Consider the following 24874-nt stretch of genomic DNA (forward strand, 5'->3'; position numbering starts at 1 on the left):
ATCGGGCGCGGCGGATCCTCCGTACGGGGCCGCGGGTGCGCCCCCGTACGGAAGAATGCCGCAGGTGACGGACGCAACACACGACGGCCCTCCGGACGCCCTGCCGCCGTTCGCCGAACTGGTGCTCGACCTGACCGAGCGGATTCCACCCGGCCGGGTGATGACCTACGGCGACGTCGCCGAGTACCTCGGCCAGGGCGGCCCCCGGCAGGTCGGCCGGGTGATGGCCCTGTACGGCGGCTCGGTGCCCTGGTGGCGGGTGGTCCGCGCGGACGGCCGCCTGCTGCCCGGGCACGAGCAGCGGGCCCTCGGCCACTACGGGGAGGAGGGCACCCCGCTGCGCGAACTCGCCGACCCGCCCCGGGTCGACCTCCGACGGGCCCGCTGGGACGGTGAGCCCGTTCCCTGGGACCGGTTCGCCGAAACCCGCCGCGCGGACGGGAATGACGGGGCAGGATCGTAGGCTCGATGCGGGCGGGCCCCACGCGGGCCCGCCCCGCCACGCCCCCGTTCGACCCCAGGACCGTTCGTGACCTCCCCCTACCGGCTCGTGCGCAGCCCGCTCGTCCAGCCCGACCGGCCCGTGCTGGACGCCTACCAGCGCGCCGTCGTCGAGCACGCCGGCGGGCCGCTGCTGGTGCTCGCCGGGCCGGGCACGGGCAAGACCACCACCCTCGTCGAGGCCGTCGCCCGGCGGATCGAGGACGGCACCGACCCCGAGCGGATCCTGGTCCTCACCTTCAGCCGCAAGGCCGCGACGGAGCTGCGCGACCGGATGTCCGGCCGGCTCGGCGGCTCGGCCGCCGCCCCGCAGGCCACCACCTTCCACTCGTTCTGCTACGCCCTGCTGCGCGCCCACCAGGACCCGGAGGACTACGCCGAGCCGCTGCGGCTGCTCTCCGGCCCCGAGCAGGACGTGATGGTCCGCGAACTGCTGGCCGGCGGCGCCGAGGACGCCAAGCACGGCCGGGGCCGCATCGCCTGGCCGCTGGACCTGCGGGCCTGCCTGACCACCCGCGGCTTCGCCGACGAGGTCCGCGCCGTCCTCGCCCGCAGCCGTGAGCTCGGCCTCGGCGAGGCCGAACTGGAGCGCTTCGCGCAGGGCGTCCGGCGCCCCGACTGGGCCGCCGCCGCGCACTTCCTCGCCGACTACCTCGACGTCCTCGACCTGCGGGGGGTCCTCGACTACGCCGAGCTCGTCCACCGCGCCGTGCTGCTCGCCGAACGCCCCGAGGTCGGCGAGCAGCTGCGGAGCCGCTACGAGGTCGTCTTCGTCGACGAGTACCAGGACACCGACCCCTCGCAGGTCCGGCTGCTGCGCCAGCTCGCCGGCGGCGGGCGCGACCTCGTCGCGGTCGGCGACCCGGACCAGTCGATCTACGCCTTCCGCGGCGCCGACATCAACGGCATCCTCGACTTCCCGCAGACCTTCCGGCAGGCCGACGGCAGCCCCGCCGAGGTCAAGGTGCTGAGGGTCTCCCGCCGCTCCGGCGCCGTGCTGCTCGCCGCCTCCCGCGAGATCGCCCGCCGGATGCCGATGGGGCGGCTGCCCGCCGACAAGCTCGCCCAGCACCGGGCGCTGCTGCCCTCCCGCGAGGGCGGCCGGGTCGAGGTCTACACCTACCCCACGCCCGGGGCCGAGCTGGACTCGATCGCCGACCTGCTGCGCCGCGCCCACCTGGAGGACGGGGTGCCCTGGGGCGAGATGGCCGTGCTCGTCCGGGCCGGCGCCCGCTCCATCCCCGGCGTGCGGCGGGCGCTCGGCGCCGCCGGCGTCCCGCTGGAGATCGACGGCGACGACCTGCCGCTGCGCGAGGAGCCCGCCGTCGCCCAGCTGCTGCTCGCCCTGCGGGTCTGCGCCGAGCAGGCCGCCCGCGACCGGCAGGGCGACCCGGACGCCCCCGACCCGCTGACCACCGAGCTGGCGCACGCCCTGCTCACCGGTCCGCTCGGCGGCCTCGACGGCTCCGACCTGCGCCGCCTCGGCCGCGCCCTGCGCGAGGAGGAACGCGCCGCGCTGCGGGCCGAAGGGCGCCCGGCCGCCGCCCCGCGCCCGGCCGGCGAGCTGATCCGCGAGGCCCTCGCCGAACCCGAGCGCCTCGTCGCCCTCGACCCGGCGCACGCCCGCCGCGCCCGCGACCTCGGCACCCTGCTGCGCAAGGTCCGCGAGCTGCTGGCCGGGGGCTGCACCGCCGAGGAGGCGCTCTGGGAGCTGTGGGACGGCAGTCGCCGCTGGCGCGAACGCCTGGAACGCGCCGCCCTGCGCGGCGGCGCGGCCGGCCGCAACGCCGACCGCGACCTGGACGCGCTGTGCGCCCTGTTCGAGACCGCCGCCCGGGCCGAGGAGCAGGTCACCGGCCACCGCAGCGCCCTCGACCTGCTCGCCGAGCTCGAAGCCCAGGACATCGCCGCCGACACCCTCACCGTCCGCGCGGTGCGCCCCGAGGCGGTGCGGCTGATGACCGCCCACCGCTCCAAGGGCCTGGAGTGGCGCCTGGTCGTCGTGGCCGGCGTCCAGGACGGCCTCTGGCCCGACCTGCGCCGCCGCGGCTCCCTGCTGGAGGCCGACCGGATCGGCCGTGACGGCCTCGCCGAACCGCTCTCCCCGGGCGCGCTGCTCGGCGAGGAGCGCCGGCTCTTCTACGTCGCCGCGACCCGCGCCCGGGAGCGGCTGATCGTCACCGCCGTCAAGGCCTCCGCCGACGACGGCGACGAGCCGTCCCGCTTCCTGCGCGAGCTCTACCGCGAGGACGTCGACCCCAGGACGGGCAAGGTGGTCCGCCGCACCCCGCCGGTCACCGTCGAGGACGTCACCCACCGCCCGCGCCGCCCGCTGTCCGTCGCCGCGCTCGTCGCCGAACTGCGCGCCGTCACCGTCGACCCCGCCCGCTCGCCCGAACTGCGCCGCGCCGCCGCCGAACGGCTCGCCACCCTCGCCGCCGCCACCGACGAGGAGGGGCAGCCGCTGGTGCCCGCCGCCCGCCCCGAGCGCTGGTGGGGCCTGGACGACCCGACCGCCGCCCCCGAGCCGCTGCGCAGCGCCGACGTGCCGGTGCGGCTGTCCGGCAGCGGGCTGGAGCAGCTGGAGAGCTGCTCCCTCCAGTGGTTCCTGGACAAGGAGGTGCGGGCGCGCGGCGCGGGCTCGGCGGCCCAGGGCTTCGGCAACGTGGTGCACGCCCTCGCCGACGAGGTCGGCTCCGGCCGCACCCCGGCCGACCTCGCCGTGCTGATGGAACGGCTGGACACGGTCTGGGACGCGCTGGCCTTCGACGCGCCCTGGAAGTCCCACCAGGAGAAGAGCGAGGCCCGCTCCGCCCTGGAGCGCTTCCTCAACTGGCACGTCCTGGAGCGCGGCCGGGACCTCGTCGCCACCGAGCACGGCTTCGACGTCACCCTCGACGTCGGCGGTGTCTCGGTGCGCATCCGCGGCTCGATGGACCGGGTGGAGAAGGACGCCGCCGGGCGCGCCTACGTGGTCGACTTCAAGACCGGCAAGCAGATACCCACCGACAAGTCGCTGCCCGAGCACAAGCAGCTCGCCGTCTACCAGCTCGCCGTCCGGGCCGGCGCCCTGAACGAGCTGCCCGGCTTCACCGGGGGCCCGCCGGACACCGGCGGCGCGGAACTGGTCCACCTGCGCGAGCCGGCCGCCAAGGCCGCCCAGGACACCCCCAAGGTGCAGCGGCAGGAACCGCCGCAGGGCGAGCCCTGGATCGAGAACCTGCTCGCCGAGGCGGCCGGCCGGGTCCTCGCCGAGCGGTTCGTCCCGCAGACCGGCGGCGGCTGCGACCGCTGCGCCTTCCGCCGCAGCTGCTCCGCCCAGCGCGACGGGGCCCAGCTGGTCGAGTAGCCGAGCGGGGCCCGGGGCGGGCCGGGCGTCGGCGGGCTTGGGAGGGGCCGGGCGTCCGGCGGGCGACGGCCGGGCGGGGTTTGTCCGCCGCTCCGGTTACGGTTGCGGGGTGACCGCCGTGCTCAGCCATCCCGACCAGCTCAAGGAGCTGCTGGGGATCCCGTTCAACCGGGAGCAGATGGCGGCGATCGGCGCTCCGCTGGAACCGGCCGTGATCGTGGCCGGGGCCGGCTCCGGCAAGACCACGGTGATGGCCGCGCGGGTGGTCTGGCTGGTCGGCTCCGGAGCCGTACGGCCCGAGGAGGTGCTCGGCCTCACCTTCACCAACAAGGCCGCCGCCGAGCTCTCCGAACGGGTCCGCGCCTCCCTGCTGCGCGCCGGGATCGTGGACCGGGACGACGCCGAGCCGCTCGGCGACCCGGAGATCTCCACCTACCACGCCTTCGCCGGGCGGCTGCTCAAGGAGCACGGCCTGCGGATCGGCATCGAACCGGACGTGCGGCTGCTCGCCGACGCCACCCGCTTCCAGCTCGCCGCCAAGGTGCTGCGCACCGCCCGCGGCCCGTTCCCCGCGCTCACCGGCACCTTCGCCAACCTCGTCGCCGACCTGACCGCCCTGGACGGCGAGCTCGCCGAGCACCTGGTCGAGCCGCAGGCCCTGCGCGCGTTCGACGAGGAACTGCTGGACACCCTCGCCACCGTCCGGCTGACCAACGACGACCTGCGGGCCGTCCCGGCCACCGCCCGGGCCCGGCAGGAGCTGCTGCGCCTGGTCGAGGAGTACCGCCGCCGCAAGCGCTCCGCCGGGCTGATGGACTTCGGCGACCAGATCGCCGCCGCCGCCCGTCTCGCCCAGCAGCGCCCGGAGGTCGGCGAACTGCTGCGCGGCCAGTTCAGGGTGGTGCTGCTGGACGAGTACCAGGACACCTCGGTCGCCCAGCGGCTGATGCTCGCCGGGCTCTTCGGCGCCCCGGCCGACGGCGACGGCGCCGGCAGCGGCCACCCGGTGACCGCCGTCGGCGACCCGTGCCAGGCGATCTACGGCTGGCGCGGCGCCTCGGTGGCCAACCTCGACGAGTTCCCCCGGCACTTCCCGAAGGCCGACGGCCGCCCCGCCGAGCGCTACGCGCTCAGCGAGAACCGCCGCAGCGGCGGCCGGCTGCTCGCCTTCGCCAACGCCCTCGCCGCCCCGCTGCGCGAGATGCACGAGGGCGTGGAGGCGCTGCGCCCGGCCCCCGGCGCCGAGCAGGACGGCTACGTGCGCGCGGCGCTGCTGCCCACCCACGCCGAGGAGGTCGACTGGCTGGCCGACTCGGTCGCCCACCTGGTGCGCACCGGCACCGCGCCCGGCCGGATCGCCGTGCTGTGCCGCGGCGGGGCGGCCTTCCCGGACATCCACGCCGCGCTGGTCGCCCGGGAGGTGCCGGTCGAGGTGGTGGGCCTCGGCGGGCTGCTCCAACTGCCCGAGGTGGCCGACCTGGTGGCGGTCTGCGAGGTGCTGCAGGACCCGACGGCCAACGCCGCGCTGGTGCGCCTGCTGATCGGCCCGCGCTGGCGGATCGGCCCGCGCGACCTCGCGCTGCTCGGCCGCCGGGCCGCCGGCCTGGTGCGCACCGACCGGCCCGAGGGCGTCGAGGCGCTGGCCGCGGCGGTCGCCGAGGCCGACCCGACGGAGGTGGTCTCGCTGGCCGACGCGGTGGAGACCTTCCTGGAGCCGGACCAGCCCGACGAGCTGCCGTTCTCCGCCGAGGCGCGGGTGCGCTTCGCCCGGCTCGCCGCCGAGCTGCGCGACCTGCGCCGCTCGCTCGCCGACCCGCTGATGGACGTGCTGCACCGGGTGCTGTCCGTCACCGGCCTGGAGGTCGAACTCGCCGCCTCCCCGCAGGCGCTGGCCGCCCGGCGGCGGGAGACCCTGCACGCCTTCCTGGACGTCGCCGCCTCCTTCGCCGACCTCGACGGGGACCCCGGCCTGGCCGCCTTCCTCGGCTTCCTGCGCGCCGCCCAGGAGTACGAGCGCGGTCTGGACAGCAGCCTGCCCGGGGGCGAGGACACCGTGAAGGTGCTCACCGCGCACAAGTCCAAGGGCCTGGAGTGGGACGTGGTGGCCGTCCCCGGGTTGGTCCGGGGCGCGTTCCCCTCGTCCAGCCCGCGCGAGCGCTGGACGAGCACCAAGCGGGTGCTCCCGCACGCCCTGCGCGGCGACGCCGGAACTCTGCCCGACGTGCGGGGCGGGTGGAGCGGGAAGTCGGTGGCGGCGTTCAGGAAGGAGCTGGCCGACCACTCCGCCGTCGAGGAACTGCGCCTGGGCTACGTGGCGTTCACCCGGCCCCGGTCGCTGCTGCTGGCCTCCGGGCACTGGTGGGGGCCGAGCCAGAAGACCGTCCGCGGCCCGTCCGCCTTCCTGGAACAGCTGCGCGAGCACTGCGAGCGGCCCGGTGCCGGGGAGGTCGAGCACTGGGCCGAGCAGCCGGAGAAGGGCGCCGTGAACCCGGCGCTGGCCGCACCCGTCGAGCGCCCCTGGCCGCTGCCGCTGGACCCGGCCGCCCAGCACGCCCGCCGCAGGGTCGCCCAGGTGGTGCGCGCGCGGATCGCCGGGGCGCCCGCCCCCGAGGCCGAGGAGATGGCCCCCGAGGACCAGCGGCAGGTCGCCTCCTGGGACCGCGACCTGACCGCGCTGCTGGGCGAGTTGGAGCGCTCCCGGCGCACCGCGCGGGACGTGCCGCTGCCCGCCGCGCTGTCCGCCACCCAGCTGCTGCGGCTGGCCGCCGACCCGGACGGCTTCGCCCAGGAGCTGGCCCGCCCGATGCCGCGCCCCCCGCAGCCGGCGGCCCGGCGCGGCACCCGCTTCCACGCCTGGGTGCAGTCCCGGATCGAGCCGCTGCTGCTGGTCGAGCCGGGCGCGCTGCCCGGCGCCGACGACGACGGCATCGAGGACGAGCAGGACCTGGAGCGGCTCAAGGAGGCGTTCCTGCGCACCCCGTACGCGCAGCGCAAGCCCCACCGGGTGGAGGCGCCGTTCCAGCTGGTGCTGGCGGGGCGCGTGGTGCGGGGGAGGATCGACGCCGTCTACCGGGAAGGTGACGGGATGTCGGAATCCGGTGGTGCGTCACGCTACGAAGTGGTGGACTGGAAGACCCACCGGGAGGAGACCGCCGACCCGTTGCAGCTCGCGGTCTACCGGCTGGCCTGGGCCGAGCACGCGGGCGTCGATCCCGAGCAGGTCACGGCTTCGTTCCTGTACGTCCGCAGCGGCCGAATCGTGCGACCGACAGGACTTCCTGACCGAAAAGAGTTGGAACGGCTCCTGATCGGGAACAGTGACTATTGAGTCACGCAGAGCATCCAAGTCATCACGCCGATGCCCGAAACCTGTGCGTCGTGCACGTTTCGCGCCTATTGTGGGGTCGGTAACCGGTCAACCCCCGTGCTCCGGCCGCCAGCGAGGTCCGTATTCCCTGACCCTCAGTCATCACCGCAGGTGCCCCCGGGCATCGGCGTCTTCTGCTGGAGAGACCGAAGTTGAGCGCGACCGGATGGATCAGAGAGCGGTTCGCCGGGCCGGCACCGGCGCCCGCTCCGCGCGCGACGGGCACCTGGCCGAGGACGGCACTGTCGCTGCCGTTCATCGGCATGGTGCTGATCGTCGCCCTCGACTACCTCAGCGGCACCGAGGTGACGGTCGAACCGGCCCTCACCGCCGTCCCCGCGCTGGCCGCCGTGGTCAGCCGCCGAACCTGGTACCCGCTCGCCATCGGTCTGGGCACCGAGGCGGCGGCCTTCCTGATGGCCATCCGCAGCGACACGATCGGCGAGTCCGTGCACGCCGCCAGCGTCTTCGCGATCCTGCTCGTCGCCGCGATCGGGTGGGTCAGCGCCACTCTGCGGCTGCGTCAGGAGCGGGCGCTGGCCGACGCCCAGCTCGTCGCCTCGATCGCCCGCCGGGTGCTGCTGCGGCCCGTCCCCGAGCGGGTCGGCACCGTGCGGGCCGCCGTCCACTACGAGGCCGCCGCCGCGCACGCCCGGATCGGCGGCGACCTCTACGAAGTCGTCAACACCCGGCACGGGGTGCGGGCCGTGGTCGGCGACGTCCGGGGCAAGGGCCTCGGCGCGGTCGAGACGGCCGCCGCCGTGCTCGGGGCCTTCCGCGAGGCCGCCCACCAGGAGGCCGACCTCGACCGGGTGGCCGGCTGGCTGGCCGTCAGCCTCGACCGCGCCCTGCACGAGAACGACCACCCGGGCGTGGAGGAGGAGTTCGTCACCCTGGTGCTGATCGGGGTCCGCCCGGACGGCGCCGCCGAGATCGTCAACTGCGGCCACCCGGCCCCGCTGCTGCTGCGCGGCGGCGAGGTCCGGCCGCTCGAACTCGCCGAGACGGTACCGCCGCTGGGCGTGCTCGACCCGGCCGACGTCCGCCCGCCGGTGCACCGGCTGATGCTCCAGGACGACGACCGGGTGCTGCTGTTCACCGACGGCGTGATCGAGGCCCGCGACCGCGCCGGCGTCTTCTACCCGCTCGCCGAACGCTTCCCGCACTGCGCCGCCGACCGCCCGGCCGACGTCCTGCAGCGCCTGCACGAGGACGTGGTGCGCCACGTCGGGCGCCAGCTCGGCGACGACGCCGCCATGCTGCTGCTCCAGTTCGACCCGCCGACCGCCCTCGCGCCCGGGGAGCCGCCCGCGGCCCTCGTCCACCTCCCGCAGCAGGCCGGGGTCCTGGCGCGCCAGTAGGCGCCGGGGGCCCGGGCCCTACAGCGACACCTCGACCAGCAGCGGGCGGTGGTCCGACACCGCCGTGCGCGGCGCCGCCGCCGGGCCGACCGCCGTGCGCGGCACCCCGACCGCCAGCACGTGGTCGAACTGCACCGCGGGCCGGTGCGAGGGGTAGGTCGGGGTGCGCGCCAGGTCGTACCAGCCCTGGAGCCGGGGGCGCGGCTCGCGCACCCGGCGCCGGCGCGGCTCGGCCAGGGCGGGCCGGGCCCGCCGGGCCGCCCGCAGCTCGCGCACCCGCGCCCGCGGCGCGGTGCGCTCCAGCGCCGTCGCCCCGCCGAGCACCGTCCGCGGCACCGCGCCGACCAGGTTGAAGTCGCCCAGCACCAGGTACGGCCGGGGCAGGTCGGCGATCCAGCGCCGGATGCCGGCCAGCTGCGCCATGTTCCAGCCGGGGACGAAGGACAGGTGCGCCGCCACCACGGTGAACGGCCCCCGCTCGCCCTCCAGGACGGCCGCCAGTGCCGCCCGCGGCTCGTCCGGCACCGGCGTCAGGCCGCGCCGCCCGGCCACCCGCAGCGGCAGCCCGAACGGCGCCGGGGCGAACCGCCGGGCCCGCCAGTGCCGCACCGGAAGCCGCGTCAGCAGCGCCGTCCCGTACGAGGGCGGGGCGCCGTCGCCCACCTCGCCCGGGCCGTACACCCGCAGGCCGTCCGGGCCGGACGGCTCCCGCACCCAGCCCGCCACCGCCGCCGGGCGGCCGTGCAGCGCGGCGGCGAAGCGCCAGTCCTTGGCGCCCATCGCCGCGGCCGCCACCGCCGCCTGGTCGGTGCCGCCGGAGCGCGCCTGGTGCCGGTCCACCTCCTGGAGCGCCAGCACGTCGGCGTCCAGCGCGGCCACCGCCTCGGCCAACGGCCCGCCGGCGTCGGCCGGGTAGGGCCGCGGGGCACCGTCCGGGGCGAGGGGCTGGCCGTGCAAGAGGTTGAAGGTGGCGATGCGCAACTGGCTCACACCGCACGACGGTACCCGCTCCGCCGGGCGGCCGGGCCCGGCTTGAGACGGTAGGGCATACCGGGTATACATACTCGGTATGTCCATCCGTCACGGTCTGCTCGCCCTGCTCGACCAGGGCCCTCGCTACGGCTACCAGCTGCGCACCGAGTTCGAGGCGCGCACCGGCGCCACCTGGCCGCTCAACGTCGGGCAGGTCTACACGACGCTGTCGCGACTGGAGCGCGACGGACTGGTCGAGCCCGCCGGGGAGGACGACGAGGGCCACCAGTTCTACGCCGCCACCGAGGCCGGCCGGGAGGAGCTGCGGGCCTGGTTCGACACCCCGGTGCCCCGGACCAACCCCCCGCGCGACGAACTGGCGATCAAGCTCGCCATGGCGGTGACCGTCCCGGGTGTGGACGTCTCCGCCGTCGTCCAGGGCCAGCGCCGGCACAGCATCAAGGCGCTCCAGGACTACACCCGGCTCAAGGGCCGGGCCCTCGCGGGCGAGAAGCGCGCCGGCGCGGTGCCCTCCGAGAGCAACGACCTGGCCTGGCTGCTCGTCCTCGACCAGCTCATCTTCCAGACCGAGGCAGAGATCCGCTGGCTCGACCACTGCGAGACGCGGTTGGCCCAGCAGGCCGAACTGCTGCGGGCCCGCGCCGCCGAGGCCGCGCGCGACGGCGCGGCCCCCGTCAAGCGCGGCCGCCGGCTGCGCGCCTGAGCCCCCGCACCACCCGAACCACCCGGCCCGGTCCCGACACCGGGCCCCACCACGTACAAGGGGGGAATCACGTGTCCCACACCGAAGAGTCCCGGCAGACGCCGGTGCTCCACCTGGAGAACGTCATCCGCGTCCACGGCCACGGCGCCACCGAGGTCCAGGCCCTGCGCGGCGTCGACCTCAAGGTCCACCCCGGCGAGTTCGTCGCCGTCATGGGCCCGTCGGGCTCCGGCAAGTCGACCCTGCTCACCCTGGCCGGCGGACTCGACACGCCGAGCGGCGGCCGGGTCCTGGTCGAGGGCGTCGCGCTCGGCGAGCTCAACCGCAGGAAGCTCGCCCAGGTCCGCCGCCGCTCCGTCGGCTACGTCTTCCAGGACTACAACCTGATACCGGCGCTGACCGCCGCCGAGAACATCTCGCTGCCCCGCGAACTCGACGGGCTGTCCACCCGCGCGGCCCGCCGCGAGGCGCTCGCCGCCCTGGAGGAGCTCGGCATCCCCGAACTCGCCGACCGCTTCCCCGACGACATGTCCGGCGGCCAGCAGCAGCGCGTCGCCATCGCCCGCGCCCTGATCGGCGACCGCCGCCTCGTCCTCGCCGACGAGCCCACCGGCGCCCTCGACTCCACCACCGGCGAGGCCGTCCTCGCCGTCCTGCGCGCCCGCTGCGACGCCGGCGCCGCCGCCATGATGGTCACCCACGAGGCCCGGCACGCCGCCTGGGCCGACCGGGTCGTCTTCCTGCGCGACGGCCGGATGGTCGACGAGTCCGCCAGCCAGGACGCCGCCAGCCTGCTCGTCAGCGCCGCGAACAACAGCCTGAAGGTGGACGAGTGAAGCTCAGCGCCTGGCGGGTCGCCCTGCGCATCGCCCGCCGCGACGCCCTGCGCGCCAAGGGCCGCAGCGCCCTGGTCATCGCCATGGTCGCCCTGCCCGTCCTCGGCGTCACCGGCGCCGACGTCGTCTTCCGCAGCGCCGAACTGACGCCCGCCGAACGCGCCGTACGGGTCATGGGCCAGGCCGCCGGCGAACTGGACATGGTCGAACGCGGTGCCTCCGTCAAGCAGGCGCCCGACCCCGAGAAGGGCTTCACCATCCGAAGCCCCAAGGACGACCTCAAGGAGGGAGAAACCCCCAGGTACAGCCCCGAGCAGCAGCGCGCCCTCGACACCGCCCCCGCCGAACTGGCCCGCCAACTGCTCCCGGCCGGCGCCACCCTGGTGCCCGAGCGCCAGGGCCCGTACACGGCGGCGCGCAGCACCGAGGGCCTGCTCAGCACCCGGGTCGGCGAGGCCGACCTGACCGACCCGGTCTGGCGGGGCCGGATCGACCTCGTCGACGGCCGCGCCCCCACCGCGGACAACGAGGCCGCCGTCACCACCGACTTCCTCAAGCGCTCCGGCCTCAGGATCGGCGACCAGACCTCCGTCCGCGGGCTGGAGTCCACCTCCTTCACCATCACCGGCGCCTACGAGTACCCCGGCGACCTGCGCGCCACCGAGCTCACCACCCGGCCCGGCACCCTGCTGGAGCGCCTCCCCAAGGAGCCGGACGAGCGCGCCGGCACCGAGCCCACCCGCTGGCTGGTCAAGCTCCCGGCCGGGGCCGTGCTCGACTGGCAGAAGGTCACCGAGCTCAACCGGTACGGCTTCCGGATGACCTCCCGCGCCGTCCTGCTCGACCCGCCGCCCCGCGACCAGGTCCCGTACTACGTCGACCAGAAGCAATCCGGCGCCGACGACACCACCTTCTTCGACCGGACCGACGTCGTCATCCTCGCCACCGTCGTCGGCATGGCCCTGCTGGAGATCGTCCTGCTCGCGGGCCCCGCCTTCGCCGTCGGGGCCCGGCGCTCCCGGCGGCAGCTCGGCCTGCTCGCCGCCGCCGGCGGTGAACGCGCCAACGTCCGCGCGGTCGTGCTCGGCGGCGGCATCGTCCTCGGCGTCACCGGCGCGCTGATCGGCTCGGCCGCCGGCACCGGCCTGGTCGCCCTGCTGCGCACGCAGGCCGAGGAGTCCGCCGGCCAGCGCTTCGGCCACTTCGGCGTGACGCCGCTCGACCTGCTCGGCATCCTCGCGGTCGGCCTCGTCACCGGCCTGCTGGCCGCCGTGGTGCCCGCCGTCCAGGCCTCCCGCCAGGACGTCGTCGCCGCGCTCACCGGCCGCGACACGCTCAAGCCGCCGAGCCGCAAGCTCGCCGCCCTGGGGCTGCTGATGATCGGCGGCGGCGCGGCCCTCGCCCTCTTCGGCGCCGCCAGCGGCGTCGGCAACCGCAGCTTCGCCGTCCTCGGCGGCTCGGCCGTCGCCGAGCTCGGCATGGTCGCCCTCGTCCCGTTCCTGGTCGGCATCTTCGGCCGGCTCGGCCGCTGGCTCCCGCTCGGCCCCCGGCTCGCCCTGCGCGACTCGGTGCGCCACCGCGGCCGCACCGCGCCCGCCGTGGCCGCGGTGATGGCCGCCGTCGCCGGCTCCGTCGCGGTCAGCGTCTACCTGGCCAGCGTCGACGAGGAGGCCCGGCGCGACTACGTCGCCTCCGGACCCTCCGGCGCCGTCCTGCTCGGCGACGGCTGGATGCTCGACGACAAGCTGCTGCCGCACATGCGCGCCGCCGTCGAGCACAGCATCCCCGACCTCGGCCCGCGCGCCGACGCCCTGCGCGTCCAGCCCAAGGGTGACTGCGGCGGGGACACCTCCTGCGGCTACCTCACCGTCGAACTGCCCAAGGAGGACCGCTGCCCGCTCTTCGACCAGGAGACCGGCATCTCCCAGGCCGAGCGCGAGCGGACGCTGGCCACCGACAAGCGCTGCCAGAGCGACCGCCGGCGCGGCAGCACCTTCAGCCCGGTGACCGCCGGCGACGCCACCCTGCTGCGCAACCTCTACGGCGTCACCGACCAGGGGGCCGGCCAGGCCCTCGCGGCCGGCAAGGCCGTGGTCTTCGACGCCCGCTACGTCAAGGACGGCAAGGTCGCCCTCCGGTACGACACCCCCGCGCCGGCGGGGGCCGGCACCGTCGCCGGCAAGCCGGTCTACACCGAGGTCGCGGTGGACGCCGTGCTCGCCGAGCCCGCGCTGCCCGCCCCGGCCCAGGTCGTGGTCAGCCCGGCCACCGCCGCCCGGCTCGGCTTCTCCACCGCCCCGGCCGGCTCGGTCTGGCTGCCCGCCGTGATGCCCTCCGACGGCGCCCGGCAGAAGGCCGCCGGCGCGCTGGCCAAGCTCCACGACCACGAGGTGCTCAAGATCGAACGCGGCTACGAGTCCCGGACCGACCTGGTCCGCCTCGGCCTCAACGCGTTCGCCGCCCTGGTCGCCCTCGGCGCGGCCGGCATCGCCACCGGACTGGCCGCCGCCGACTCCCAGCGCGACCTGACCACCCTCGCGGCGGTCGGCGCCGAACCCCGCATCCGGCGCTCGCTGTCCGGCTTCCAGTGCGGCGTGATCGCCGCCATGGGCGCCCTGCTCGGCGTGGTCTGCGGCGTGGTGCCGGGCGTGGCGCTGCGCAAGGTCGAGGCCGTGGCGAACAGCTACCCCGGGATGAGCGCCGAGGAGCTCGCCAACAAGGCGACCCTGGTGTTCCCGTGGCCCACCATCGCCGCCACCGTCCTGGTGCTGCCGGTGCTCGCGGCCGGCCTCGCCGCGCTGCTGACCCGCTCGCGGATCACCCTGCTGCGCCGTTCCGGCTGAGCCCGGCGCACCTTTCGCACCACCCCCGTCGCACGTCAGGGCCGCGACGGGGGTGACGGAGGTTACAGCCCCGACGGCGCCCGGCAGCCGGACGGCCGGGGCAGGGACCCGCACGGGCGAACTACAGTCGTCGGTATGACGAGAACCCCGGACAGCGCCGTCCGCTCCTACATCGACAGCCACTACGCCGCCTTCCTCGCCGACCTCTCCGAGTGGCTGGCGATCCCCTCGGTCTCCGCCGACCCGGACCGGGCCGGCGACGTGCGGCGCTCGGCCGAGTGGCTGGCCGCGAAGCTGGGCGAGACCGGCTTCCCGGTGGCCGAGGTGTGGGAGACCGACGGGCTGCCGGCGGTGTTCGCCGAGTGGCCCTCCGGGGACCCGTCCGCGCCGACCGTCCTGGTCTACGGGCACCACGACGTGCAGCCCGCGGCCCGGGAGGACGGCTGGGACACCGAGCCGTTCACCCCGACCGTGGTCGACGGCCGGCTGTACGCCCGCGGGGCGGCCGACGACAAGGGCCAGGTGTTCTTCCACACCCTGGGGGTGCGCGCCCACCTGGCCGCCACCGGCCGCACCGCGCCGGCCGTCAACCTCAAGCTGCTGATCGAGGGCGAGGAGGAGTCCGGCTCGCCGAACTTCGTCGAGCTGGTCCGGCGCGAGGCCGGGCGGCTGGCCGCCGACGTGGTCGTCATCTCGGACACCGGCATGTGGTCCGCGACGACGCCGACCGTCTGCACCGGGATGCGCGGCCTGGCCGACGCCCAGGTGGACCTGTACGGGCCCGACACCGACATCCACTCCGGCTCCTTCGGCGGCGCCGTCCCCAACCCGGCCCAGGTCGCGGCGGAGCTCGCCGCCGCCCTGCACGACGCGGACCGCAGGGTCGCCATCCCGGGCTTCTACGACGGCGTCGTCGAGCTGACCGCGACCGAGCGCGAGCTCTTCGCCGAGCTGCCCTTCGACGAGGAGCAGTGGCTGGGGGTCGCCAAGTCGCACGGGACCCGCGGCGAGGCCGGCTACTCCACCCTGGAGCGGGTCTGGGCCCGTCCGACCGCCGAGGTCAACGGCATCTGGGGCGGCTACACCGGCCCCGGCGCCAAGACCATCGTGCCCGCCTCGGCGCACCTCAAGCTGTCCTTCCGGCTGGTCGCCGGGCAGGAGGTGGAGCAGGTCCGGGAGGCGGTGCGGGCCTGGGTGGCCGCGCGGGTGCCCGAGGGCGTCCGGTACGAGCTGGCCTTCCCCGGCGCGACCAGGCCCTGCCTGACCCCACTGGACCACCCGGCGCTGCGGTCCGTCGTCCGGGCGATGGGGCGCGCCTTCGAGCAGCGGATCCTCTTCACCCGCGAGGGCGGCTCCGGCCCGGCGGCCGACCTCCAGGACGTGCTGGGCGCGCCGGTGCTGTTCCTCGGCATCTCGGTGCCCTCGGACGGCTGGCACTCGGTCAACGAGAAGGTCGAGCTGGACCTGCTGGCCAAGGGCGTGGAGACCGCCGCGTACCTCTGGGGCGACCTGGCCGAGAACGTCCGGCCGGGGGCATGACCCCCGCCGTGCGCACCGAGGGCGCGCGTGCCGCCGCGCGCACCGGGGCCGCCAGATCACTCATCCGGATGATTCACCACATGGGGATGGAACAGACGTGAGCACCGTGCCTGAGACCGAGCGCCCGCTGCCCCTGGCCCTGGCCCGGTCCGGGGTGGACCGGGCGGCCGAGCACCGTTTCGACGAGCCCTGGCTGGCGGCCGCCTGGAGCCACCCGAGCACCCGGGTCCTGCCGATCGCCGGCGGCGAGGCGTTCGTGGTCGACACCGCGCAGGGCACCGAGCTCGTGCTGCTGCCGTCCTTCGAGGCCCCGCAGACCGGCGACCGGTACTTCCTCGGCACCGACGAGGAGGGCGTCTCCTACTTCGCGCTGGCCGGCGAGAGCCTGCCCGGGCGGCTGGACGGCGACGCCCGCCCGGCCGGGCTGCGCGAGGTCGGCGGGCTGCTGTCCGACCGGGACGCCGGACTGCTGGTGCACGCGGTCGCGCTGGAGCACTGGCACCGGCTGCACAGCTTCTGCTCGCGCTGCGGGCACCCGACCGAGAAGGCCGGCGCCGGGCACGTGCGGCGCTGCACGTCCTGCGCGGCCGAGCACTACCCGCGCACCGACCCGGCGGTGATCATGGTGATCACCGACGAGCAGGACCGCTGCCTGCTCGGCCGTCAGGCGCTGTGGCCGGAGGGCCGCTGGTCGACGCTGGCCGGCTTCGTCGAGCCGGGGGAGTCGATCGAGCAGGCGGTGGCCCGCGAGGTGCAGGAGGAGGCGGGCGTGCGGGTCGGCGAGGTGCGCTACGTCGCCAGCCAGCCCTGGCCGTTCCCGTCCAGCCTGATGCTCGGCTTCCTGGGCAGGGCGCTGCCCGGCGGCACCGAGATCACCGTGGACGGGGAGGAGCTGGCCGAGGCGCGCTGGTTCTCCCGCGAGGAGCTGCGCGCCGGGATGGAGGCGGGGGAGATCCTGCCGCCGTCCGGCATCTCGATCGCCCGGCACCTGGTCGAGCTCTGGTACGGGGAGCCGCTGCCCTCGGCGGCGCGCTGGTAGCCGGGCGGGTTCCGGGGCCGGGGTCCGGCGCCGGCCGGTGCGGTGCCGGGGTTCCGGGGCCGGCCGTTCCGGTAGCGACGGTTCCGCGGGAAAGCGGCCGCTCGAAAGGGGGCGCGTGGTCAATTCCACGCGCCCCCCATTTTCTCCCTGATCCCTTCCGGAATTCGCCGCGGCCAGCTGTTCGTATCCGGACGGGCCAGTTCTGCTACCGGGAGGCGCGGGTACGGCCGGGCCGTCAACCCGCTCGGACGATATTGCCGGAAACGGCTGAAACCGGCTCACCGCGCTCGCTACATTCACCAGGGTGACAATCCCCCGGGGCACCGCCCAATCCCCCAAATACCAGCGCCTCGCCGCCGACCTGCGCCGCCGGATCGCCGAAGGCGAGTTCACCGCCGACGCCGCCCTGCCGGTCGAGAGCGAACTGGAGCGCCAGTACGGCGTCGCCCGCAACACCGTCCGGCTCGCCGTCGACGTCCTGGTCAACGAGGGCCGCCTGGTCCGCCTCCAGGGCAAGGGCACGTACCTGCGCGAACACCCCGTCCTGGACCACCGCGCCTACGGGCCCGGACTGCCCCCGGCGCCGCGCGACTGCCTCGCCGCGCCCTCCGCGGTGTACCTCGGCGAGGCCGCCGACGCCGGCCGGGAGCTCGGCACGGACTTCGAGATGATGATCGTCCGGGCCCGGGTGGACATCGCCGAACGGCTCGGACTGCGCCCCGGCGAGGCCGTGGTGGTCCGCCGCCAGCTGCGGCTGCTCGACCGCGAGCCCTACTCCATCGAGGAGAGCCACTACCGGGCCGGCCTCGCCGCCGGCACCCCGCTCATGGAGCCGGACCCGGTCGAGGGCGGCGACGAGGCGGTGCTCGCCACCCTCGGGCGCACCGAGGTCGGCGCGCTGGACCACCTCGTCGCGCGGATGCCCGGGCCCGAGGAGGCCCAGTGGTTCCAGGGCGGCCCCGGCGTGCCGCTGATGGTGCAGACCCGCGTCACCTACGACCGGCGCGGGCCGGTGCGGGTCATCGAGACGCGCTACTCGGCCGACCGCAGCCGGCTCGTCTACGGCGTCGGCGACCTCGGCGCCCGCACCACGCTGCCCGCCCCGGCCACGCCCGTCGACCCGGCCCGGGCCGACGCACCGTGACGCCCGCCGGGCCCGCCGGCACCGGCGGGCCCGGGCCGGACGGGCGCGGAGGGTCAGGCCGCCAGGGCCTTCTTGACCTGGAGCAGGCTCGGGTTGGTCATCACGACCTGCTCGCCGCCGCCGGCCGGCGTCACGAGCACCGTCGGGACGGTCTGGTTGCCGTTGTTCACCGACTCGACGAAGGACGCCGAGGCAGGGTCCTCCTCGATGTTGATCTCGGTGTAGCCGATGCCTTCACGCTCCAGCTGGCTCTTGAGGCGGTTGCAGTACCCACACCAGGTCGTGCTGTACATCGTCACGCTGCCGGACATCGAGGGGGCTCCTTCGGAAAGAGGGGGCGTACGGTCTCCGGGAGGAACGTCCACCGGGCGGCGGGCATTCCGGCGCGTCGCCGACCGTCGCACACGGCGATCATCCTGCGATCACACCGGGCCTGTGGACAACCCCGTCCGCGATGTCCCACCGGGCTGAGAGGATGGAACGCATGCAGGAAGACCTCTTGAGCGGCAGCCCCTACGACGGCCCCCAGGGCTCGCCCTGGGCCGACCCCGGCGCCGCCACGGGCCCGGACGCCGTGCTCGCCGGGCTCGACCCCGAGCAGCGCGCCGTCGCCACCGCCCTGCACGGCCCGGTCTGCGTGCTGGCCGGCGCCGGCACCGGCAAGACCCGCGCCATCACCCACCGGATCGCCTACGGCGTGCGCAGCGGCGTCTACCACGCCCAGCAGGTCCTCGCCGTCACCTTCACCGCCCGCGCCGCCGGGGAGATGCGCGGCCGGCTGCGCCAGCTCGGCGCCGAGGGCGTCCAGGCCCGCACCTTCCACGCCGCCGCGCTGCGCCAGCTCCAGTACTTCTGGCCGCGCGCCGTCGGCGGCCCCGTGCCCCAGCTCCTGGAGCGCAAGGTCCAGCTGGTCGCCGAGGCGGCCGGCCGCTGCGGCCTGCGCGTCCAGCGCACCGAGCTGCGCGACCTCACCGCCGAGATCGAATGGGCCAAGGTCACCCAGACCGCGCCCGAGGACTATCCCGCGGCGGTCGCCAAGTCCGGCCGCGAGGCCCCCCGGGACCCTGCCGAGACCGCCCAGGTCTACCGCGTCTACGAGGAGGCCAAGACCCGCCGCGGCAGCATCGACTTCGAGGACGTCCTGCTGCTCACCGCCGCCATCCTGGAGGACCGCCCGGACATCGCCGACCAGGTCCGCTCGCAGTACCGGCACTTCACCGTCGACGAGTACCAGGACGTCTCCCCGCTCCAGCAGCGCCTGCTCGACCAGTGGACCGGCCCCGACGGCGGCGCCAGCCTCTGCGTCGTCGGCGACGCCAGCCAGACCATCTACTCCTTCACCGGAGCCACCCCCGACTACCTGCTGAACTTCCGCGGCCGCCACCCCGGGGCCACCGTGGTCAAGCTGGTCCGCGACTACCGCTCCACCCCCCAGGTCGTCCACCTCGCCAACGGACTGCTCTCCCAGGCCCGCGGCGAGGCCGCCCGGCACCGCCTGGAGCTCGTCTCCCAGCGCGAGGCCGGCCCCGAGCCCGTCTACACCGAGTACGAGGACGAGCCCACCGAGGCCGAGACCACCGGGCGCCGGATCAGGGAACTGCTCGCCGCCGGGGTGCGCGCCAGCGAGATCGCCGTGCTGTTCCGCACCAACGGCCAGTCCGAGGTCTACGAGCAGGCCCTCGCCGACCTCGGCGTCCCCTACCAGCTCAAGGGCGCCGAGCGGTTCTTCGAGCGCCCCGAGGTCCGGGACGCCGGGGTGCTGCTGCGCGGCGCCGCCCGGGCCGCCTCCGACCCGCTCACCGACGGCGCCCCGGACCTGGCCGGCCAGGTCCGCGCGGTGCTGGCCGCCCGCGGCTTCACCGCCGAGCCCCCGGCCGGCTCCGGTGCCGTCCGCGACCGCTGGGAGTCGCTGGCCGCGCTGGTCCGGCTGGCCGAGGAGTTCGAACGCACCCGCACCGAGGCCGGCCAGGCCACCGACCTCGCCGCCTACGTCGCCGAGCTGGACGCCCGCGCCGCGGCCCAGCACGCCCCGGCCGTCGAGGGCGTCACGCTCGCCTCGCTGCACGCCGCCAAGGGCCTGGAGTGGGACGCCGTCTTCCTGGTCGGCCTCACCGAGGGCACCCTGCCGATCATCTACGCCAAGACCGACGAGCAGGTCGAGGAGGAGCGCCGCCTCCTCTACGTCGGCGTCACCCGGGCCCGCAAGCACCTCTCCCTCTCCTGGGCGCTCTCCCGCTCCCCGGGCGGCCGGGCCAGCCGCAAGCCGAGCCGCTTCCTGGACGGGCTGCGCCCCGGCTCCGCCGCCCCGGGCGCGCGCACCGGCGCGCGCGGCGGGCGCGGGGGCGTCGAGCCCGGCGAGCGCTCCGCCGCGCGGCGGGTCCGCGGGCCGGTCAAGTGCCGGGTCTGCGACCGGGTGCTCACCGAGGCCGTCGAACGCAAGCTGCGCCGCTGCGAGAGCTGCCCGTCCACGATGGACGAGGGGCTGTACGAGCGGCTGCGCGAGTGGCGGGCCCGGCAGGCGAGGAAGCAGGGCGCGCCGGCCTACGTGGTGTTCACCGACGCCACGCTGATGGCGATCGCCGAGGACGTGCCCGCCGGCCGCGGGGAGCTGGCGGCCATCTCCGGGGTCGGGGCGATGAAGCTGGACAAGTACGGGGCCGCCGTGCTCTCGTTGTGTGCGGGGGAGGAGCCCGAGGAGGATCCGGACGACGTCGAGGACGGCGGTCCGGCCGATCCGGCCTGAGCCGGTCCGGGCGCGGCCCGGAGGCCCGTCCCGGGGGTTCCGGAACCCGTCGTGTGACGCGGCGAAGAACTCGCGTGAAAAATAGTTTGCGCCGCGTACCGGGAGCGCAATAGCCTGCCGGAGCGGTCAAGGGGACGCGGTCGCACGGGGTGAAACCTGTGCCGGTGCCCCTCGCCCGAGAGCTCGACCGAGACAGACATCCGAACATTCGGAGCCAGGGAGACCAGGCTCCGCGAGACGCCGAGAGGAGGCGAAGACAGTGGGAAACATCATGATCACCAAAATGACTGGCCGGACCGTTGTCGATGCCTCCCTGCGTGCCGCCCGCCTGCGGGCGTTCGCGGAGCTCCGTGGCACCGGTCTGGGTCTCGACACCACCGGTGTCTCCGTCGTCCCCGCTGTCAGTGGTCTCGGACACACTGATCTGTGCTTCACGGGCAGCAGGAGCGTCGAAGGCACGTCTGTCGAGACCGGTCTGTCCCGTGACTGGGCGTCGTTCGGCACGTCGTGCTCCCTGCGCGACGAGCGACCGACCCAGGCGCCGAAGGCGGCCGTAGCCGCCGCCATGCATGGCGGCTATGCGCGGGTCATCGGTGCCGGAAACACCCAGAAGCAGAACGAGCAGCTGATCAACCAGGCCATGGCCGCCTTCATGGGCGCCAAGGCCATCCGGATGCAGGCCTTCCGCGGCCCTGAACCCTGGAGAGAACGAACCTGAGCCAGCCTCAGGTCGGCACCTCCAGGGCCGCGGAACCCGTCACACCGGGATCCGCGGCCCTTCTGTTTTGTCCGGTACGCAAGACCACCCAGGCCCTCCGGGGCCTCCGGCCCAGCACCACCAGTCCCCTGGGCCGGAACCACCGAGAAAAGACGAGGAAGACGCCCACAGTGTCCACGGTCATCACACCGCCCACCCCGTCCGTACCGCCGACAAGCCAGATCACCAAGGCCGACCAGGCCGACCCCCCGGAGGTTCCTTCCATGCAGCTCAGCTCCATCGAGCAGGCCGAGTCCCTCGGTCTCCCCATCCCCTGCCGCGCCTTCGACCCCGAGGTCTTCTTCGCGGAGACGCCGGCCGACGTCGAGTACGCGAAGTCCCTCTGCGGCACCTGCCCGGTGAAGGAGGCCTGTCTGGCCGGCGCGCTGGAGCGGCGCGAGCCGTGGGGCGTCTGGGGCGGCGAGCTGTTCGTCCAGGGCGTCGTGGTGGCCCGCAAGCGGCCCCGTGGCCGTCCGCGCAAGACCGAGGTCATGGCATGAACCCCGCCCACGAGGCCAGGGTCGTCCGCCGGGGAGAGCAGCCCCCGCTGGACAGCGCCCTGCGCCGGTCCGTGCGGATCGCCGCCGCCAAGGCCGACGCCGCAGCCCGCATTCCGTTCCCGAGCAAGCACCACGAGCAGGACCACGACATGAACCCCGCCGCCGTCGACCCGACCGCCCGCGCCGAGCAGGCCACCGAACTCCAGACCCAGAACAGGATCCTCGAGATGCAACTCCTCCACGAATCCCTGGCCCGTGCCCATATGCAAGACAGGATGCACGAGGCCGAGAACCAACGGCTCGTCATCCGGGTCGCGCGGGCCCGCAAGCTCCGGCAGCGTGCCGAGCGGGCCTCGATGCGCGCCCGCAAGGCGCTCGCCGTCGCGCTGATGTAGCCCGTCGCGCCGCCGGGCTCCGGCCCACCCCCGTCGTGCCGCAGGCCGCTCCCCGTCGCCAGGGGAGCGGCCTGCGGCCGTTGCCACGGGGCGCGGTCAGTCCTCGCGGGCCGGGACGGCCTTCGCGGGCGGCGCCGGGGCCCGCTCGGCGAACTCCGGGAGCCACTCCAGCATCTCCGCGCGGAACGGCGCCTTGGCGCCCAGCTGGCAGAGCACCCCGATGGTGCTCAGCGTCACCCGGTGGATCAGCAGGTACGCGGGCGGCAGGTTCAGCTGCTTGCCCAGGTTGTAGGCGGGCGAGCGAGGGTCGGCGATCCGGGCCGCCTGGGCGCGCATCCACGCCCGGGTGAAGTGGAAGTCCTCCACCGCGGCCGGCTCGATGATCGGCAGCAGGTAGTCCAGCACCGCGTCCGGGTCCAGCCGGATCGAGGGCTTCACGAAGCCCTCCTCGCGCAGCATCCGCAGGACGCCCGCCGCGTCCCCGGCCAGCGCCATCCGCAGCGAGGCCCCGATCGGCGCGGGCAGGCCGCCGGGCAGCCGGTCCACGGTGCCGAAGTCCAGCACGCCCAGCCGCCAGCCCGCCACCGGGCCGTCGTCCTTCAGCAGCCGGAAGTTGCCCGGGTGCGGATCGGCGTGCAGCAGGCCCGTCCGGGACGGGCCGGCGAACAGGAACCGGGCCAGCAGCTGCCCGGCGCGGTCGCGCTCCTCCTGGGTGCCGCCCGCGATCACCTCGGCCAGCGGGGTGCCGCCCATCCACTCGGTGACCAGCACCTGGTCGGCCTGGGCGACCACACCCGGCACGACGATGTCCGGGTCGTCGGCGAACTCCTCGGCGTGCCGGCGCTGGGCCTGGGCCTCCAGCGCGTAGTCCAGCTCCTCCGAGACGCGCTCGCGCAGCTCGGTGATCAGCGGCTTGACGTCCAGCCCGGGGATCAGCGGGCCCAGCAGCCAGGCCACCCGGCTCAGCTGGGTGAGGTCCGAGAGCAGGGCGTCGCCCGCGCCCGGGTACTGGACCTTGACGGCGACCGCACGGCCGTCGTGCCAGACCGCCCGGTGCACCTGGCCGATCGAGGCGGCGGCCGCGGGCCGGTCGTCGAACTCCCGGAACAGCCCGCGCCAGTCGTCGCCGAGCCGCTGGGCGAGCGCGGTGTGCACCGTGCCGGCGGGCATCGGGGGCGCGGCGTCCTGGAGCTTGGTGAGCGCCGCCCGGTAGGGCCCGGCGACCTCCTCGGGCAGCGCCGCCTCGAAGACGGACAGCACCTGCCCGAACTTCATCGCCCCGCCCTTGAGCTCGCCGAGCACCTTGAACAGCTGGTCCGCGGTGGCCTGTTGGAGCTCGGCGGTGACGACCTCGGCGGAGCGGCCGCCGATCCGCCTGCCCAGGCCGAGCGTGGCGCGACCGGCGATCCCCAGTGGCAGGGCGGCGAGCCGTGCCGTGCGGGTCACTGCCTTGCGCGGAAGATCGCTCACCCCTGGCCTCCAATCCCTGGCCCCCCGGTTCCGGACGGCCGACCGTCTCTACGCCATTGTGCCCGCTCCCCGCTGCGTGCCCCTCGGAATTCCGTGGGGCGGGGCGGGGAGTCGGGCCCCCGGGCCCTCACCCCGGGGGCAGCGGCTGCCAGAGGCACCCGCAGTCCGGGTGCCCGCGCAGCCGCAGCCGCCGGGGCATGCCGTCCCCGGCCGAGAGCTCGCACCAGCCGTCCACGCTCGGCGGGCGCCCGCCGTCCAGGAACACCTGGACGTGCAGCGCCGCCAGCCCGGCCACCGCGGTGGCGAGCGCCGTGTCGCAGGCCGGGGTGCGGGCCCGGCCCGGCCCGCCGTCGGCCAGCTGCGCCAGCACCCGCGGCCAGGCCGCGTCCTCGTCCTCCCGCCGCAGCACCAGGCAGTGCCCGCAGGCCGACACCCCGGGGACCACCAGCGGCCCGACGACGCCGAACTCCTCGACCACGCCCACGTACAGGTGCGGCACCCCGGCCCGCAGCAGCAGCCGGGCCTCGTACGTCCCGCCCGCGAAGGCGGCGCTGCCGTCCCGGGGCGCGAGGACCACGAAGTCCGGTGGCGGGGCCCCGGGCCGACGCCTGGGCGCGGGTGCCGGCGGCCGCCCCGAGGCGCGCAGCACCGCCTCCCGGGCCGCCGTCGAGCGCAGCCGCCCGACGTCCCCGGGCGGCAGCCCGGCGGGGGAGCAGTCGCCGGGCCGCACCCGGCCGGCGTCCGCCACCGTGACGCTGCCGGTGCCGCCCGCGGCGAGCACCGCCGCCACGGCGGCCCCGACCCGGCCCGCGCCGCGCACCTCGATCCGCGCGTCGGCCCGGCGGCCGAGGACGGCCGGGCCGGCGCCCGGCCCGGAGTGGACCAGGGAGAGCGAGGCGAGGTCCGGCCCGAGCAGGCCCTGCTGCGGCGCGGGGAAGCGGGCCAGCGCGCGGCGGCCGGCCTCCGCGTCGTCCAGCAGGCCGGTCTCCGCCAGGCCGTCGAGCAGGGTGGCGGCCGGTTCGCGGCCGAGCCCGATGCGTTCGCCCTCGTCCAGCAGCTCCGGCCGCTCGCGCGTCCCGTCGAGCAGTGCGAGGAAGTCGCAGAGGGTCTGGTCGGCGTTGCCGAGCACCCCGGCGAACCGGGTGACGGTGCCGAACTGCAAGGTCTCCGAGTCCCGCCAGCTGCGGGACAGCGCGGGTTTGAGGGCGAGGCGCACGACGGTCTCCCTTCCGATCGTTTCCGGACGGCCGACCGCAGCCTGCCCCATCACGCCGACCTCGTGCGCGCGGTTGTCCACAGGCCTGTGCATATGGTCGGGCGATCCGTTCGCATGC

Annotated in this window: 18 protein-coding genes; 14 read left to right on the top strand and 4 right to left on the bottom strand. The window is 75.5% G+C overall.

What is annotated here, in order from left to right:
- Positions 1-55 precede the first annotated feature (55 nt).
- The 4 genes from ACH5AR_RS25635 to ACH5AR_RS25650 all read left to right on the top strand — a co-directional run bounded on the left by ACH5AR_RS25635 (position 56) and on the right by ACH5AR_RS25650 (position 8578).
- Positions 56-463: an MGMT family protein gene (locus ACH5AR_RS25635; protein ID WP_396303845.1), complete on the top strand. Its 408-nt coding sequence runs from the start codon at positions 56-58 to the stop codon at positions 461-463.
- 66 nt (positions 464-529) lie between these two features.
- Entirely contained in the window at positions 530-3850 is a 3321-nt protein-coding gene (locus tag ACH5AR_RS25640; RefSeq protein WP_396303846.1) for an ATP-dependent helicase, read from the top strand.
- Positions 3851-3959: 109 nt separating this feature from the next.
- Entirely contained in the window at positions 3960-7178 is a 3219-nt protein-coding gene (locus ACH5AR_RS25645) for a UvrD-helicase domain-containing protein (RefSeq protein ID WP_396303847.1), read from the top strand.
- Positions 7179-7369: 191 nt separating this feature from the next.
- Positions 7370-8578, top strand: coding sequence for a PP2C family protein-serine/threonine phosphatase (locus ACH5AR_RS25650; RefSeq protein ID WP_396303848.1), 1209 nt, complete (start codon positions 7370-7372; stop codon positions 8576-8578).
- A gap of 18 nt (positions 8579-8596) precedes the next feature.
- Here the strand turns inward: ACH5AR_RS25650 and ACH5AR_RS25655 are convergent, their stop codons facing one another.
- The gene (locus ACH5AR_RS25655; protein WP_396303849.1) at positions 8597-9568 is read right to left on the bottom strand and encodes an endonuclease/exonuclease/phosphatase family protein; all 972 of its coding nucleotides are present in this window, start codon (positions 9566-9568) and stop codon (positions 8597-8599) included.
- Positions 9569-9647: 79 nt separating this feature from the next.
- Here ACH5AR_RS25655 and ACH5AR_RS25660 point away from each other — a divergent pair, with 79 nt between their 5' ends.
- The 6 genes from ACH5AR_RS25660 (at position 9648) to ACH5AR_RS25685 (ending at position 17675) form a co-directional block, all read left to right on the top strand.
- Positions 9648-10274, top strand: a complete 627-nt coding sequence (locus tag ACH5AR_RS25660; RefSeq protein WP_396303850.1) for a PadR family transcriptional regulator — start codon at positions 9648-9650, stop codon at positions 10272-10274.
- 71 nt (positions 10275-10345) lie between these two features.
- The gene (locus ACH5AR_RS25665) at positions 10346-11110 is read left to right on the top strand and encodes an ABC transporter ATP-binding protein (protein ID WP_396303851.1); all 765 of its coding nucleotides are present in this window, start codon (positions 10346-10348) and stop codon (positions 11108-11110) included.
- The gene (locus tag ACH5AR_RS25670) at positions 11107-13953 is read left to right on the top strand and encodes an ABC transporter permease (RefSeq protein ID WP_396303852.1); all 2847 of its coding nucleotides are present in this window, start codon (positions 11107-11109) and stop codon (positions 13951-13953) included. The genes ACH5AR_RS25665 and ACH5AR_RS25670 overlap by 4 nt, the downstream gene beginning before the upstream one ends.
- Before the next feature lie 135 nt (positions 13954-14088).
- On the top strand, positions 14089-15492 hold the full coding sequence (locus ACH5AR_RS25675; RefSeq protein WP_396303853.1) for a dipeptidase: 1404 nt from the start codon (positions 14089-14091) through the stop codon (positions 15490-15492).
- Positions 15493-15589: 97 nt separating this feature from the next.
- Positions 15590-16531 carry an NAD(+) diphosphatase gene (nudC, locus tag ACH5AR_RS25680; protein ID WP_396303854.1) on the top strand — a complete coding sequence of 314 codons (942 nt, stop codon included), beginning with the start codon at positions 15590-15592 and terminating at the stop codon, positions 16529-16531.
- 304 nt (positions 16532-16835) lie between these two features.
- Positions 16836-17675 carry a GntR family transcriptional regulator gene (locus tag ACH5AR_RS25685; RefSeq protein WP_396303855.1) on the top strand — a complete coding sequence of 280 codons (840 nt, stop codon included), beginning with the start codon at positions 16836-16838 and terminating at the stop codon, positions 17673-17675.
- Positions 17676-17728: 53 nt separating this feature from the next.
- Here ACH5AR_RS25685 and ACH5AR_RS25690 read toward each other — a convergent pair whose 3' ends face one another.
- Entirely contained in the window at positions 17729-17986 is a 258-nt protein-coding gene (locus ACH5AR_RS25690; RefSeq protein ID WP_396303856.1) for a mycoredoxin, read from the bottom strand.
- 263 nt (positions 17987-18249) lie between these two features.
- On the opposite strand from ACH5AR_RS25690, the gene ACH5AR_RS25695 reads away from it, so the two are divergent.
- From ACH5AR_RS25695 to ACH5AR_RS25710, 4 genes are all read left to right on the top strand, one after another.
- A complete protein-coding gene (locus ACH5AR_RS25695) occupies positions 18250-20418 on the top strand; it encodes an ATP-dependent DNA helicase UvrD2 (RefSeq protein WP_396303916.1) in 2169 nt (722 codons plus the stop codon).
- A 259-nt stretch (positions 20419-20677) separates the two neighbouring features.
- Positions 20678-21136, top strand: a complete 459-nt coding sequence (locus ACH5AR_RS25700; RefSeq protein ID WP_396303857.1) for a hypothetical protein — start codon at positions 20678-20680, stop codon at positions 21134-21136.
- 170 nt (positions 21137-21306) lie between these two features.
- On the top strand, positions 21307-21675 hold the full coding sequence (locus ACH5AR_RS25705) for a WhiB family transcriptional regulator (protein WP_369808359.1): 369 nt from the start codon (positions 21307-21309) through the stop codon (positions 21673-21675).
- Positions 21672-22070 (top strand): hypothetical protein, encoded by a 399-nt coding sequence (locus ACH5AR_RS25710; RefSeq protein WP_396303858.1) that lies wholly within the window; start codon positions 21672-21674, stop codon positions 22068-22070. The genes ACH5AR_RS25705 and ACH5AR_RS25710 overlap by 4 nt, the downstream gene beginning before the upstream one ends.
- Positions 22071-22166: 96 nt before the next feature.
- Here ACH5AR_RS25710 and ACH5AR_RS25715 read toward each other — a convergent pair whose 3' ends face one another.
- Both ACH5AR_RS25715 and ACH5AR_RS25720 read right to left on the bottom strand, forming a co-directional pair.
- Entirely contained in the window at positions 22167-23540 is a 1374-nt protein-coding gene (locus tag ACH5AR_RS25715; RefSeq protein WP_396303859.1) for an ABC1 kinase family protein, read from the bottom strand.
- A 127-nt stretch (positions 23541-23667) separates the two neighbouring features.
- A complete protein-coding gene (locus ACH5AR_RS25720) occupies positions 23668-24837 on the bottom strand; it encodes a ThiF family adenylyltransferase (RefSeq protein ID WP_396303860.1) in 1170 nt (389 codons plus the stop codon).
- Positions 24838-24874: the final 37 nt, after the last annotated feature.

The sequence above is a fragment of the Kitasatospora sp. NPDC018619 genome (assembly GCF_044391605.1).
Taxonomy (GTDB): domain Bacteria; phylum Actinomycetota; class Actinomycetes; order Streptomycetales; family Streptomycetaceae; genus Kitasatospora.